This is a genomic window from Streptomyces agglomeratus (assembly GCF_001746415.1).
GTDB lineage: Bacteria > Actinomycetota > Actinomycetes > Streptomycetales > Streptomycetaceae > Streptomyces > Streptomyces agglomeratus.
On record NZ_MEHJ01000001.1, the window covers coordinates 128,184 to 141,847 of the forward strand.

Consider the following 13,664-nt stretch of genomic DNA (forward strand, 5'->3'; position numbering starts at 1 on the left):
GCTTGGCGTCGGCCGCTCGTCTGACGGTTCAGGGCTGGGTTCACCTGGCCCTGGCCCTGATGGGAGCGATCCTCCTCGTGGCCGCAGTCATCGGCTCGCACCAGCTGTCACAGACCGCCGAGGTCTCCGACCGGCTCATCAACCAGGTCCAGCCCGCCCGAGCGGAAGCCTTCCGTCTCCAGACCGCGCTCGTGGACCAGGAATCCGGAGTACGCGGCTACACGATCACCGGCGACCGGCAACTCCTCAAGCCGTACACCGAGGGCCTGCAGGCCGAGCAGGTCCACGCCCGCACCATGAGCAACCTGATCGCGCATGACAAGCAGCTGGAGACGGACCTCCGAACCCTGCGCCAGGAGGCGGACGACTGGCGCCGCCGCTACGCGACACCGCTGATCACCGCGGCGCAGGCGGGACCGGCAGGCGACGGCGACCGGGCAAAGATGGAGGAGGGACGCCAGGCGTTCGACCGCCTCCGCACCCTCTTCGACCAGCAGAACACGCACCTCGAGCAGGCCAGAGAGCAGGCCAAAGCAGAACTGGCGCACACCCGCTCTGTCCGTAACTGGTCTTTTGCCGCGATGTTTGCGGCCGTGTTCCTCATCGGAACAGCTCTGGCTGCCATGCTCCACTTCATCGTGGCCCGGCCGCTGCGTCACCTGCGGGCCGACGCCCGGCGGATCGCCGACGGCGACTTCAGCCACCGCATCTCCGCCCGCGGTCCCAGCGACCTGCGCTCCGTGGCTCTGGGCGTGGAAGACATGCGCCAGCGCATCGTGGACGAACTCGCAGCCTCCCGCTCCCAGGAGCGACGCCTGGCCCAGCAGGCACAAGACCTGGACGCCCAGGCGGCCGAGCTGCGGCGCTCCAACGCAGAACTCGAGCAGTTCGCCTACGTCGCCTCCCACGACCTGCAGGAGCCCCTGCGCAAGGTGACCTCCTTCTGCCAGCTCCTGGAAAAACGCTACGGCGAGCAGCTCGACGGCCGCGGCAAGCAGTACATCGACTTCGCCGTCGACGGCGCCAAGCGCATGCAGGTACTGATCAACGACCTGCTGACCTTCTCGCGGGTCGGCCGGTTCAACGACGCCCGCGAACCCGTCGCCCTGGACACCACCCTGGACAAGGCCCTGGCCAACCTCACCGTGGCCGTGGACGAAGCAGGCGCGCGCATCGAGCGCCCCGAGCAGCTGCCGCACGTCACCGGTGATCCCACCCTGCTGACCATGCTGTGGCAAAACCTCATCGGCAATGCCATCAAGTTCCGCGCCCCCGACCGCACCGTGGCCGTGCACATCACCGTCGCCCGCGACAGCGCCGAAGACAACACGTGGCTCTTCTGCGTCACCGACAACGGCATCGGCATCCCCGAGGAGTTCGCCGACAAGGTCTTCGTCATCTTCCAGCGCCTGCACGGACGCGACGCCTACACCGGAACCGGCATTGGCCTGGCCCTGTGCAAGAAGCTCATCGAGCACCACGGCGGCCGCATCTGGATCGACACCACCCACACCGACGGGGCCCGGCTCTGCTTCACCCTGCCCGCCCAGCCCGCCCAGCCCGCCCCCACCCACACCGACCAGCCATCAGCCCGTGAAGGAGCCCTTGCGTGAGCACCCCGACCATCCAGCCCATCGAAGTCCTCCTGGTCGAAGACGACCCCGGCGATGAGCTCATGACCCGTGAAGCCTTCAAAGACAACAAGATCGGCAACACCCTCCACGTCGCCCACGACGGCCAGGAAGCCCTCGACTTCCTCTACCGCAAAGGCCAGCACACCAACGCACCACGCCCCGACCTGATCCTGCTGGACCTCAACCTCCCCAAATACGACGGCCGCCAAGTCCTCGAACGCATCAAGTCCGATCCCGACCTCGCCCACATCCCCGTCGTCGTCCTGACCACATCCTCAGCCGAGGAGGACATCCTGCGCAGCTACCGGCTCCACGCCAACGCCTACGTCACCAAGCCCGTCGACCTCGACCAGTTCGTCTCCGCCATCCGGCAGATCGACGACTTCTTCGTGACCGTCGTCCGCCTCCCCCGCACCTGACCGAAACACACGCGCCTGCTGCAGCCTTCGTGCTCCGGCTTCCTCAACCCGCCCAACGCGTGCTCAACGACAGTGCCGGCGGGAGGAACCGGAGGGCGCAGCGCCGGGCCCCTGCCTGGGACCGGTGGTCCCACACCACACGCCAGCTGGCACGGACAATGCACGCAGGCTCAACGCAGCTAGGAGTATGCAGATGGAGCAGCAGGTAACGGTGCTGCAGGACAAGGACGGCGTACGCGTCATCGAGTGCGCGGGGGAGTTCGACCAGGACACCCTGCCCCCGCTCAAAGCGGCTACCACCGAGGCCGCCGGCGACCCCGCCCTGCGCCGGATCGTCCTGGACGTCAGCCGGGTCACCTTCGCGGACTCCGCCATGCTCAACACGCTGCTGATGCTCCTGCGCTCCGGCCGCCTGGTGCTGGCCGGCCCGATACCCGTGCAGCTGGACCGGCTGATGGAGATCACACAATGCCGCGCCCTGTTCACGACCGCCGACAGCATGGAGGCGGCACGCAACCGGCAACAGGCGCGCCCACCTCAGGCCGCCCTACCGGCTCGCTAGGTGCGGGACAGCAATCCGACGCAGCGGTCAGCGTCCCGTGCAGTCCGCTTCAACATCGCGGACGACTGTCCCACACCCCCGCAGGCACGGGTCGGCCCCTTGCAGCCAAGCTGCAGAACCCGCTCCGCCGCTTGAGCGGCCCGCCTTCGACTGAGCGTCACGCCCGTGGGCGGGCCTGGGGCAGGCGGAAACAGCGATCTTCGGGATGGATAGCCGGGGCTGGCTCGTGGGTATGGATCTGCTCATGATCGCTGAGCCTCGTCCACCACTGACAGCGGGACGGGGTCTGCCAACTCAGTGTCTTGCGGGGTCGGTTGTTGAGCCGCTGCTCGATGACACGAAGGTCGTCAGCGGTGTGCAGGGACAGGTTCGTGCGCTTGGGCAGGTACTGCCGGATCAAGCCATTGGTGTTCTCATTCGTTCCTCGCTCCCAGGGACTGTCGGGGCGCGCGAAGAAGATCCCGTCGGTGAAGTAGGGCGCGAGTTCATGATGGCGTGACATCTCGGAGCCCTGGTCCCAGGTGAGACTGCGACGTGCCCGTTCCGGCAGTTTGCCCAGGGCAGCGATGAGGGCATCACGCAACTGGCCGGCCGAGTGCCCCTCCGGCAGCGGGACCAGACGGAGATAGCGGGTTCGTCGGTCGACGAGCGTGGCGACGGCGGACTGGCTGCGGGCACCCACGACGAATCGGGTAGCGGGGACGCATTACTGCGTCCCCGCCCCCTCAGAACCGTGCAAGCAGCTATTCACCGCACACGGCTCAAGCAAGCCCCAGAGGCTCGCCGGCAGGCACAAGTGCTGAACTCGTCATCGTGGCGGCTCCATTCCGCCGCTGACAATGGGTGTGGAGGAGACGGAGTCGTTGACCGTCCGGCGTACTCTCGCCCGGGAAGGCGATGTATTGCTTGGAGATCGCTTTCCGAATGATGACCCGCCACGCTTCCCATTCCTGCGGGCTTTGTGGCGGATGATCGGCGTGCAACAGGAGCCCTCCGCAGATCGAACAACGGCCGTGTTGTGCCTGTAGAAGGCGCACGGTCATGGCGTCGACTGGCAGAGGAGTTCCCTTGCGTCGCCGCTGAGCCCAATATGATTCCAGGGCTGGGTCGTCCGGGGACGCCTTCCCCTTGACCAACTGGTGCCGGACTATCTTCGTCCAGGAGAACTTGAGCAGGTAGGCACCGCTGTCGCGGTCACCGAACACCCACCGGTCCTTCCTGGACCTGTTGAACCGGCCGAAGTACTTGTCAGATATCCAGTGCTTCGGCTTGTTCGGGTGACTGTGCTTGGCCCACTTGTAAGCGAGCTTCCACATGTGATTGTCCAGCGCCGTGAAGATCTGCTGGACACTACCGTCCGGTAGTAGGCCGACCAACCCCGCACGATCGGATTGATCTTCTTGAGTACCGCACCGGCGTTGGCCCCTCGCAGGGCCACCATTTCGGTACTGAGCCGTTCCCGTATCCGTCTCTGAGCCGCTTTGCTCGGCTTGATCAGCAGTTTGCCGTGATAGCGGCGGACGTTGAATCCCAGAAAGTCGAATCCGCTCTCCGCGTGGACGATTCGTGTCTTGTCCTCGTGGAAAGCGAGTCCCCTGGGCGTCAGCCATGCAGCCAGCCGTTCCTTGACCTGCTCGGCCTGTTCACGGCTGGTGCACATCGCGACAAAATCATCTGCGTACCGCACCAGCACAGGGCTGCCGCTCTGTGCACTCCCGGCATCTCTGCCGGTGGTGTAATAGCGGACCCCTGCGGCTTCCTCCATTCCGTGCAGGGCCACGTTGAAGAGCAACGGGCTGATCACCCCACCTTGCGGAGTTCCCTCCTCGGTCGGGGCGAACCGGCCGAGATCCACGACCCCGGCCTTGAGCCACTGACGGACCAGTCCCCGGGCGGGGAAGGTGCCGAGAGCGGCCATGAGCCGGGCGTGGTCGATGCGATCGAACGCCGCCGTCAGATCCGCGTCGAGTACCCACGCACGCTGCGGGTTCTTCCCGTTGAGCGTGGAGTAGATGGCCCCGATCGCGTCGTGACAGCCGCGGCCGGGCCGAAAGCCGTACGACTTCGGCTCGAACCGCGCTTCCCACTCGGGCTCCAGTGCTCCCAATGCCACAGCTTGCAGGCACCGGTCAACAATCACGGGAATCCCGAGTCCGCGCTTCTTCATGGTCCCCGGCTTGGGGATAAACACCCGCTTGACGGGCTTGGGAATCCAAGGTCGGGCACGGTGCTGAACCCAGTGGGCCAATGCGGCCTTGGACTGGGAAAGCAGCACCACCTTCCCGTCGACTCCCGCCGTCGCGCGTCCAGCATTGATCTCCGTGACCCGTCGCACGCTCAGGAGCGTGTTGGAGCGGGACCGGAGCATCAGCTTCTGCAAATTGCGGACCTTCTTCAGGTCCCCTGCCTGCGATGCAGTGAAGATTCTCTGCCGCAGACGCCGTACGTCTTCCTCGACCCGCCGCCAGTCAATCGACGCCCAGTCCAAGTCTTCGCCCTCGGGTCCGTTCACCGGAACAGAAGCAGTCGGAACGGCCGGGGCCGATCCGTCCGCTGTCTGCGTGGTGTCCAACTTGCCCCTCGATTCCGTCGTCGTCGTTCAGTGATTCTGCATAGGCTCACCCGGCCCACGTCAGCACCCTTTCGGGTCCGGGCAGTTCACCCGTATCCGGACGGTTATGCGGGGCGACCGGCGGAGAGTCCGATCGTCTGCCCCGGGTTCCCGTTTCCTTTCGGCTTCCGGCATTGGCTTCTTGGGCCGTCCTGTTCCCGCTGGGGAGTTGAGCCTTCCTTACGGTCGGCTGACCAAGCCAAATCGGCCCGGACCCCAACGGGGTTTCCACGTTCCACACGAATGAGATACGACCGGGGTGGGTGCTCCCTTTACCCCGAGGCGGCGGTGTCCACCTGGCCGGAGTGACCTCTACCGGCCAGCGCCTGCCGCTTCTCAACGGCTAGCCATGCACCCCACTCACGCATTCCATCAGCGGGGCTTGGGATCAAGGCTTCGGCGTAGTCGCACCTCGTCCTTTTTGATCATGTGAGGCCGAGATGGGTGAGGGTGCGGGTTTGGTCCCTGGCTGTCCGGCGGAGGCCGGCGGCGATGTTGCGGACGCCGGCGAGGCGGAGGGCTCCGATTGCGAGGTTTCTGTAGGTCGCCATCGCCTGGGGTGCGTTCCCGGTCCGCAGTTGGGAGGCGTCCTCGGCGAAGGTGACGTCTCTGATGTGGTGCAGGGCCTCGACCGTCCAGTGCCCGCGGATCAGTTGGGCGACCCGGGCGGGCGGGGCCTGTTCCGCGGCGAGGCTGGTGACCGCGTAGATGGTCTTGAGGCTGATCTTCCCCGTCGTGCGATTCACGCGGCGGCGGACGATCTGGACGGCCTGGCGGGCGCCAGGGAAGAGCAGGTTGTTGACCGTGCAGACCTTCAGCCTGCGGATCTCACAGCGTCCGTGCCCGTCGTGCGGGTGCGGTCCTGGAGCGGAATCTGTTGCCAGGGAAGGGATTTGAGCTGCGTGCTGAGTTTCTTCGTGTTGCGCTTCACGATCACGATGTAATGGGCGTCCCGCCCCCGCAGATAGGTGGCGTGGTCGGTTTGAGTGTGCAGGGCATCGCTGGTCACGACGGTGCCAGACAGGTCGGGCAGCGTGTCCAGCAGGGGTCGGAAACGAGTGATCTCGTTGGTCTTCTCACCGACGTCCATCTGTGCGAGGACCAGCCCGCCGACGTGGTCGCAGGCGGCCAGGAGGTGGACTCTCCGGCCCTTGGCGCGGGCGGCGCCCCGCAGCGACTTCCCGTCGACGGCCAGTGCCCGCAACCCGCCCGCGTGCTGCTGCCGGCCGGCAAGCCAGGTCCCGACCGCCCGGTCCAGGGCGTTTGCGTCGATCCTGGCCAGGACTCTGCGGATCGTTGTCTCCGCAGGCCAGGAGCGTTTCGGGAAGAGTGGGTCGACGCGGATACCCAGCCGCTCGAGGAGTTCTTCGGGGGCCTCGGCCACCCATTCACTCACCGCCAGCAGCGACCTCGCACCGGCGAGGACCGCGCAGGCGGTCAGGGCCAGCACCGCGGCGAGCGGATGCCGCACTCCGCGGGGATTACGCGGATCGGGGACCTGGGCGAGGCACTCCAGCAGGTCGGGGATCTCCCTGGGGGTGGCTCCCGGACGGGGGCCGAGTTGATCCAGGGCAGGGGGATCAGAGATGATACGTCGGCAGGCACGGACTTCCCAGGATTACAGAGCGTAGAGAACTCCATGATCGCGGGCGTCCGTGCCTGTTCTGCACCCGACCCCGCCCAATCTGGTCATCCGTCAGGGAGCGGGCGTCATCCGACAACACCGAAGCCCTGTGCCGAAGCCCTGGGGCTTATGTGACCACGGAACGGCAGCCGACCAAGGCTCTGCCCACGGACCTACTCGCCCGGCGGAACTCGAACGAAGCCCTCGGTCCAGTCATCCTCATCGAGCTCGCAGGGGTCGAAGTAGAAGCACTCCGGTTCATCACGGAAGCCCGGTAGCAGCGAGCCTGACGCACACGCTCTTCAACCCGTTCAAGGGTTGAGTAGATACCGAGCAGCTTTACGTCGTCGCCGTCCGACTCGTCGCAGAACACGCCACTCTCATCAACGTGCACTGTCGAGCCGTCGTCGCCAGCTTCGTTCTGGTGGCCGACATGCCACAGCGGATACACGATCACGGGCGCGAAGCTACCAGCACTCAAGTTCCTGGACGTTCGGCACCCCTCGCCTCCTGGGCCCCCACGATCACAAACCGGGCATCACGCGACTTCGCCGAGGCCCTGGGCTTGGGATCACGAGGCATCATCGGGAGTTCATGTACTTCACCCGTCCGGTCTTCCCCTTGCCGGTAACTCCCGGATGGAACGGAAGTCCTTGGGCTTTCCCCTGAGCTTCGCACCACGCCGTTACCGGCATCGCACGTCAAGGGCGGGGACGGGTCATACGGACACAGACCCGTGACTGCACCTACAGCTTCATCAACCGTCTCTCCAATCGGTCAGTCCACTCAAATTCGTGCAACTTCGTGTCGCACGGTCGCCTTCCCAGTCGCCGAGACGCTCGCGCAGCTCGACGATCGACGGCCGGCGGTCGATGAGGACGGCCGGGGCCACGAATCTGGGCATACGCTGGTCAGAACGGCGACGCTTCTTCCTCAGCGGTCGGCTGGTGCGAAGTTTCCTGGTCAGAGTCCTGCTCAAGCCGCCTTTGGCGCCTTGGTAGAGGGCTCGGTAGATGGTTTCGTGGCAGAGGTGCCGCTCGGGATGGTCGGGCCAGCGGGTCTTGAGATGGGCGGCGATCTGCTCCGGGCTCCACTCCACGTCGAGCTTGGACTGCACCTCGGCTTTCAGCTCGGAGTCCGTGGACAGCTTGGATCGTCTAGGACGTCCTGCTCGTTCGCGGCCGCGGTGGTGCGCCAGATCGGCGTCGTATCGGCCGTAGTCGTGCGGGCGGCTGTTGCGCCGCAACTCCCGGCTGACCGTCGACGGTGCCCGCCCGAGCAGGCCGGCTATCTCCCGGATGGCCAGGCCGCGGCCACGCAACGAAGCGATCCTTCGGCGCTCCGACAGCGACAAGTACCGACCCGAACGCGAGGCTTCCGGGAGGTAGTCGGGTGGCAGGCCGCCATTCTCCGCCCGCCACCGGTAGCCCGTCTTGCGCCCGATCCCGAGTTGCCTGCACGCCTCGACGCTGCCCACTCCAGCCGCCAGAAGGCGCCAGTACTCGGCCTCGAGCTCCAGTCTGCGCTTGCGTCCCCGCCTCGCCATCAACACTCCACAATGATCAATGATCAATGATCAATGATCAATGATCAATGATCAATGATCAATGATCAATGATCAATGATCAATGATCAAGGAATGTTGCGACAAGCGTTAGAACCCAAGCGTCGGATGCGGCTCACTATTCAAGCGTCGCCGACAACCATGCGTCGGTGCGCGGATCACCGTCAAGGGGGACGCAGGCGCCGTGACATCGGTACGGCGTTCTCGAGGGCGACAGAGCCGTTTCTTTTGCAGTGCCTGTGCCGTCGGTCCTCAAGGCCACAATCAGATCTCAAGGACTGACGGCACGCGCCCCTTCTGATTCACCATCGGCGCTGCCGTGGCTATTGGGGGACGGGACACGAGGAGAGTCAGCTGTTGGCGCGCTCCTCGGACAGGATCTGCTGGCGCAGTTCCACCAGTGCCCGCAGGGCTTGGCTGTACATCTGGATGCTCTTCTCGCTGTGCGTGTCGACGGCCGTCTTGACTTCCTTGAAGGTCTTGGCGATGACCTCGTCCAGGTCGTTCTTGTTGATGCCGTTCATGCGTTTTTCCATTCCATAGGGGTGGTCAGTCTCGGTTGACCGGCCACGAGGTGATTTTTTGCCAGGGACCGCAGTCCGTGACAGCCGCCCCCACCCCGCCGCCGCGTCCGGCGCATCTACGGTTTCGGCGTACGCGGTGGTGGCGATGCGCACGCGTTGGGGGCCAGTGAGGTCGGGCCTTGACCCAAGGCCCTGCGCGTACTCACCCCACCCGCCGCTATACCCAAACGGTATCCACACCCGCGCCCGGCGCGCGTCCCGTACCCGCTGTGCCAGGACCACTGCGGCCGGCCGTGCTTCACCAATCGCCGCCCGCAGTTGCTCGGTCAGTCGTACCGCATCCGCCCGGCGAACCGCCTCCATGGCCGGATCATCGCCCGGCTCGCTCACTCCATGGTGCGCCCCGCGACGGGCGGCGGGACAGAGGGCGCGGCGCGGCGTACCTATGCCGGGTCTTCGGCGGTCACCTGGCGTTTGGTGAACCGGTGCCACCAGTGGCGGCGTCGGGGATGCACTGCGCGACCCAGCCGGAGGCCGATCAGCAGGTAACCAATGAGGGCACCCGTGGTGTTGAGCAGAACATCATCGACGTCGAAAGCGCGCCCGGTAATGAGGGCGCCTTGGACGAGTTCGACGAGGAGCATCGTGAGAGCGGTGGCCGCCGCTACGCGGACCAGTCCTCGCGTTCGGGGTACCAGTACCGGCAGCAGCACACCGAACGGTATCCCCATCACGATATTGCCGCCGAGCTGCTTGACTGTGTCAGCGGCCGTGGGCTGCACGAGATAAGCACGGATGGAGTCACCAGGGCGCAGGTTAGTGTGCGTCAACGGCACGGATGCTGCCGAGGATTCCAGAGTGAGCCGGGCCAGCACCACCGCAAATGCGACCGTCCCCGCGAAGGCCAGTATCATGGCCAGCACCCGGCCGAGCGTAGACAGGGGAGGTTTTCCGGGAACCCGCTCCCCAGAATTCTTCGCGTTTTTGTTACGCAGGACTATCCGCGCCATTACGAGCTCCCAGCCAGGGGTAGTTTGCTTGGACGTTCCGATACCCGAGCTGTGGAGCGGCGCGCTTCGCAGCGGTTCACGCAGGGACCGTACGTGTCCGTACAGGTCGTCTCGCCCAGGAGACGGTGGGCGGGCATGCGGCGCGACAGCGCGTCGTCGGGTACCTCAGAGACCGTGGCGGACATTGACCACCGACGGATCAGTTTGATTGTGTCATGGCCGGGTTCGCTGGCGCGACGCCCGGGTGGTTTTGGTCTTTGCTGTTGGCGACCTCAGCCGGCGGCCCAGTCAGTGGCGCCGGGATCACGACCGGCTCGTGCACGCGTCAGGATGGCGCAAGGTCGCTGCCGCCTTCGACGAGCCTCAACTGGGCCCCGTGTGACGCTGGGGGTCGCGGTCCCACGGCATCGAGACCGAACTGGTCGCCGAACTCCGGCCTGGGGAAGGACCCGGAGCGCGCGGTGACCCTGGCCGAGCAGCTGGAGGCGGTCGCCCCGTAGAGCCAACAGCCAAGAGCGCTGAACCTGACCGGAGAGGCTTCCCCCTCATCAATTTCGGCCGACAGCCCAGAACAACTACACCTCAGGTTCCACCCCGATAAGCGGGATATCCGAATCTCGCTCAAGGTCGAGTAGGTGGCCGACCGAGAGTACGGCAGCGTGACACTCGACAACAGCAACGACCGCAACAGCTGCCACAACGGACCTGGCTACCCCATAGCCTGAAGCGGGCAACACGGTCGGCATTCTCCAGTCGGACCCCCTTGATGCCCCTTGGCCGAACCGCCCAGCCATCGGGTTTCCCTGGGGGCGTGAGAGAGGTGCGGGTTCTTGTCAGCGGTGGATCTTGGCTAGTTCGGCGTTGAACTGGGCACCGATGAGCAGGGCGAGGTTGGACAGCCAGACCCACACCAGGAAGACGACGATCCCGGCGAGGGAGCCGTACAGCCGATTGTAGGAGTCGACCTGCGAGGCATAGAGGGCGAAGCCGGCGGAGGCGGCGAGCCACAGGGTTATGGCGAGAGCGTCTCCTAGAAGTCTTTGCCGCACGCCGCGCGTCTGGGCCGGGCCCGAGCGGAACAGCACCAGCACCAGGACGGCGACCAGGCCCATTAGGAGTGGCCACTTCAGTAGGTTCCATGCGGTGCCGGCCATGATGCTGTCCATGCCTACGAGCCGGCCGAGGGCGGGGGCCGCTTCGGCGGTCAGGATGAGCACCAGGGCGCTGGTGACCAGGAGCGCCAGCAATACCAGAGCGGTGATCACCAGTCGTGGTGCGGTCCTCCATGCGGGGCGGAGGTCCTCGACGCCGTGCATGGCGTGCAGGGCTCGGCGGAAGACTCCCAGGTAGCTGGAGGAAGACCACAGAGCGCCGATCGTGCCGAAGACCGCCAGAATCCAGGCAGCTGTGCGCTGGTCGGCCATGCTCCTGAGCGTGCTGTGCATTACCGGGCGTGACTCGGCCGGGACAACAGCGATCACATTGCTGATGAGGTTCTCTGTGGCCGAGGGGCCGGCGATCCCGATCAGCGAGACCGTGACCAGGAGGGTGGGGAAAAGCGCAAGCACCGCATAATAAGTGAGCGCGGCGGCGTAGTCCGTCAGATTGTCGTTCCACACCGATGCTGGTGTCCGCCGCAGCGCGGTGCCGATGTCATGCCGGCCGGGCAGGTTACGCGCATACGTCGTGGCGGCATGCGGTGTCCAGGAGGCGGTGCCCCGGAGCCGGCTGATGGGGTGCAGCCGGCACCGTCCATCTTCAGCGCAGGTGTCGGCGACTTGCTCATCGCGCTGCCCTCCACTCGTACCCAAGGTCCACCACTCTTGTATGTAGGTTCTCCGATGCGCCGCTGACCAACGTTACGGGCACTGGGGCACGGTGAGCCGCATCGCGCTCTCGTGCAGGCCTGGTAGGGGTTACCGGACACGGCGCTTGTTGTTGCCCCTGCGCCCCAAACGCAGAGCAGGGCGGTGGTGTCCGCGACCGCGGCCAGATCGGCCAGCAAGGTACGGATGGCCGCATCGTCGCCGTTGCGGACACCATGTGCTCGATCGTCTCGCGGGCGCGGGGGTTTCATGCCCGCCGGAACGGCCGGGGTCCAACCAAGGTGTGCGAGCGGCTGTACGAGGCGCACTGACTGCGATTGTGCGGCGATCACCGCTGCCCGGGTCGACGAACCGGACCATGACGGGTGCCCCGCGGCACAGGGTTCGCACGACCGGTGTAGTTCCTGGCCGCACGTGGTCCGAGAGGGGCGGGCCAGCCGGGCGGCCGGGCCCCGAGAGCCTCATGGTGCAATGGGGCCTGTCCGGTGCCGCTTCGGCTCGGATCTTCGCCTACCGCGGGATGAAAGTCCCGGGCGGCATCGAGCAGCAAGGGGTCCGCTGTGAGCGCAGGAGAGCCGGACGGCGGGCGGGCCTCTCGTCCTGACGCGGGCGGAAGCCGCCCTGGCAGGGCGATGACTCTGGCGGGGATACTGGAGGCGGCGGAGGCTGCGGCGCCCGTGGAGTCGCTCGACGTGGTCGCGCGGATGCTCAGGGAGCACCTCGGGGCGGCGTCGGTGTCGTTCCTGATCACGGACTTCACCGGCAGTTCGGTCGTACGGATGGGGGCCGCGGACAGCGTCGATACCGATGAGCCGGCCCAGCGGATCCCGCTGCGCGGCACCCTGTACGAGGACGTGATCCGCAGCCAGCAGCCGCAGGTCGAGCACGAGGGCCGGCACGTGTGCGTGGTCGCCCCGGTGACCAACCGCGGGGACGCCATCGGACTCCTCGAACTGTTCCTGCCCTCCGTACCTGACGCGGAGGTGATGCGGGACATCGGTGAGACCGCGCACGCGCTCGCGTACATCGTCATCGCGAACCGGTCCCACAGCGACGTGTACCAGTGGAGCCGGCGCACCAAGCCACTGAACCTGGCCGCGGAGATCCAGCACCAGCTGCTCCCGGCGTCACTGGCGTGCGAGGCGGCGCAGTTCGCGGTCGCCGGGGCCCTGGAGCCCGCCGAACACGTCGGGGGCGACACCTTCGACTACGTCATCGACCGGGACACCGTCCAGCTCTCGGTAACCGACGCCATGGGCCACGACGTCGACGCCGCACTGCTCGCCACCCTGGTGGTGAGCGCCCTGCGACGGGCCCGGCGGGAAGGTGCCGACCTAGCCGAACAGGCCCGCCACGCCGACCAGGCCATGCGCGACCACGGGCGCAGGGGCTTCGTCAGCGGCCAGCTGCTGCGCATCAGCCTGCTCGACGGCCGGACGGAGTTCGTCAACGCCGGGCACCCCTGGCCGCTGCGGATGCGCGATGGGAAGGTGGAGGAGATCGTTCCGAAAGTCGACCGGCCGTTCGGTCTCAACGTCCGTACATCACAGGCCAACACCTACCGGGTGCAGACGCTGGACCTTCAGCCAGGCGACCGGCTGATCATGCTGACCGACGGAATGCTGGAGCGCCACGCCGAGAACCTCGACCTCGCAGACCTCATCATCCGCACCCGCGAACTGCACCCCCGTGAGGCCGCCCGCACCCTCATCAAAGCGATCGTCGACGCCGGAGACGGTCACCTCCACGACGACGCGACCGTCATGTGCCTGGATTGGCACGGCGTCCACAACTCCGAGCGAGACGCCACCAACGGCGCCGACCTCACCGACGCCTCACCACCATCCACGACAGGGCCACCCGCTCCCCACCGATGACCCGGGCGGGCGA

General features: G+C 66.3%; 11 protein-coding genes and 1 pseudogene. 4 read left to right on the plus strand and 8 right to left on the minus strand.

Annotation, left to right across the window (positions count from 1 at the left end; translation table 11 throughout):
* Positions 1-59 precede the first annotated feature (59 nt).
* From AS594_RS00610 to AS594_RS00620, 3 genes are all read left to right on the plus strand, one after another.
* The gene (locus AS594_RS00610; RefSeq protein ID WP_240509224.1) at positions 60-1,613 is read left to right on the plus strand and encodes a sensor histidine kinase; all 1,554 of its coding nucleotides are present in this window, start codon (positions 60-62) and stop codon (positions 1,611-1,613) included.
* On the plus strand, positions 1,610-2,053 hold the full coding sequence (locus AS594_RS00615; protein WP_069925142.1) for a response regulator: 444 nt from the start codon (positions 1,610-1,612) through the stop codon (positions 2,051-2,053). Before AS594_RS00610 ends, AS594_RS00615 begins: the two co-directional genes overlap by 4 nt.
* Before the next feature lie 193 nt (positions 2,054-2,246).
* Positions 2,247-2,615: an STAS domain-containing protein gene (locus AS594_RS00620; RefSeq protein WP_167367956.1), complete on the plus strand. Its 369-nt coding sequence runs from the start codon at positions 2,247-2,249 to the stop codon at positions 2,613-2,615.
* 157 nt (positions 2,616-2,772) lie between these two features.
* On the opposite strand, the gene AS594_RS00625 is transcribed toward AS594_RS00620, so the two are convergent.
* From AS594_RS00625 to AS594_RS00650, 8 genes and pseudogenes are all read right to left on the minus strand, one after another.
* Positions 2,773-3,297, minus strand: coding sequence for an IS30 family transposase (locus AS594_RS00625; protein WP_069925144.1), 525 nt, complete (start codon positions 3,295-3,297; stop codon positions 2,773-2,775).
* Between the two features lie 465 nt (positions 3,298-3,762).
* On the minus strand, positions 3,763-5,187 hold the full coding sequence (gene ltrA, locus AS594_RS40440; protein WP_338120125.1) for a group II intron reverse transcriptase/maturase: 1,425 nt from the start codon (positions 5,185-5,187) through the stop codon (positions 3,763-3,765).
* Between the two features lie 626 nt (positions 5,188-5,813).
* Positions 5,814-6,119 (minus strand): annotated as a pseudogene (locus tag AS594_RS47155) (hypothetical protein); the annotation flags it as partial.
* Complete coding sequence (locus AS594_RS47160) at positions 6,041-6,697, minus strand: ISAs1 family transposase (RefSeq protein ID WP_276207376.1); 657 nt, start codon at positions 6,695-6,697, stop codon at positions 6,041-6,043. The gene AS594_RS47160 and the pseudogene AS594_RS47155, both read right to left, overlap by 79 nt.
* 910 nt (positions 6,698-7,607) lie before the next feature.
* A complete protein-coding gene (locus AS594_RS00640; protein ID WP_069934900.1) occupies positions 7,608-8,396 on the minus strand; it encodes an IS30 family transposase in 789 nt (262 codons plus the stop codon).
* A 368-nt stretch (positions 8,397-8,764) separates the two neighbouring features.
* Positions 8,765-8,938: a hypothetical protein gene (locus AS594_RS44340; protein WP_167367957.1), complete on the minus strand. Its 174-nt coding sequence runs from the start codon at positions 8,936-8,938 to the stop codon at positions 8,765-8,767.
* A gap of 443 nt (positions 8,939-9,381) precedes the next feature.
* Complete coding sequence (locus tag AS594_RS00645) at positions 9,382-9,852, minus strand: VanZ family protein (protein ID WP_069930168.1); 471 nt, start codon at positions 9,850-9,852, stop codon at positions 9,382-9,384.
* Positions 9,853-10,781: 929 nt separating this feature from the next.
* Positions 10,782-11,567, minus strand: a complete 786-nt coding sequence (locus AS594_RS00650; RefSeq protein ID WP_069925148.1) for a YihY/virulence factor BrkB family protein — start codon at positions 11,565-11,567, stop codon at positions 10,782-10,784.
* Positions 11,568-12,406: 839 nt separating this feature from the next.
* Between AS594_RS00650 and AS594_RS00655 the strand changes: the two genes are divergently transcribed.
* Positions 12,407-13,651, plus strand: a complete 1,245-nt coding sequence (locus AS594_RS00655) for a PP2C family protein-serine/threonine phosphatase (RefSeq protein WP_069925149.1) — start codon at positions 12,407-12,409, stop codon at positions 13,649-13,651.
* Positions 13,652-13,664 lie beyond the last annotated feature (13 nt).

What these genes read in the sequence shown, in the direction of transcription:
- AS594_RS00610 (WP_240509224.1), top strand. Translation starts at nt 60, where the DNA reads ATGGGAGCGATCCTCCTCGTGGCCGCAGTCATCGGCTCGCACCAGCTG.
- AS594_RS00620 (WP_167367956.1), top strand. Translation starts at nt 2,247, where the DNA reads ATGGAGCAGCAGGTAACGGTGCTGCAGGACAAGGACGGCGTACGCGTC.
- AS594_RS00640 (WP_069934900.1), bottom strand. Translation starts at nt 8,396, where the DNA reads ATGGCGAGGCGGGGACGCAAGCGCAGACTGGAGCTCGAGGCCGAGTAC.
- AS594_RS44340 (WP_167367957.1), bottom strand. Translation starts at nt 8,938, where the DNA reads ATGAACGGCATCAACAAGAACGACCTGGACGAGGTCATCGCCAAGACC.
- AS594_RS00645 (WP_069930168.1), bottom strand. Translation starts at nt 9,852, where the DNA reads ATGATACTGGCCTTCGCGGGGACGGTCGCATTTGCGGTGGTGCTGGCC.
- AS594_RS00655 (WP_069925149.1), top strand. Translation starts at nt 12,407, where the DNA reads ATGACTCTGGCGGGGATACTGGAGGCGGCGGAGGCTGCGGCGCCCGTG.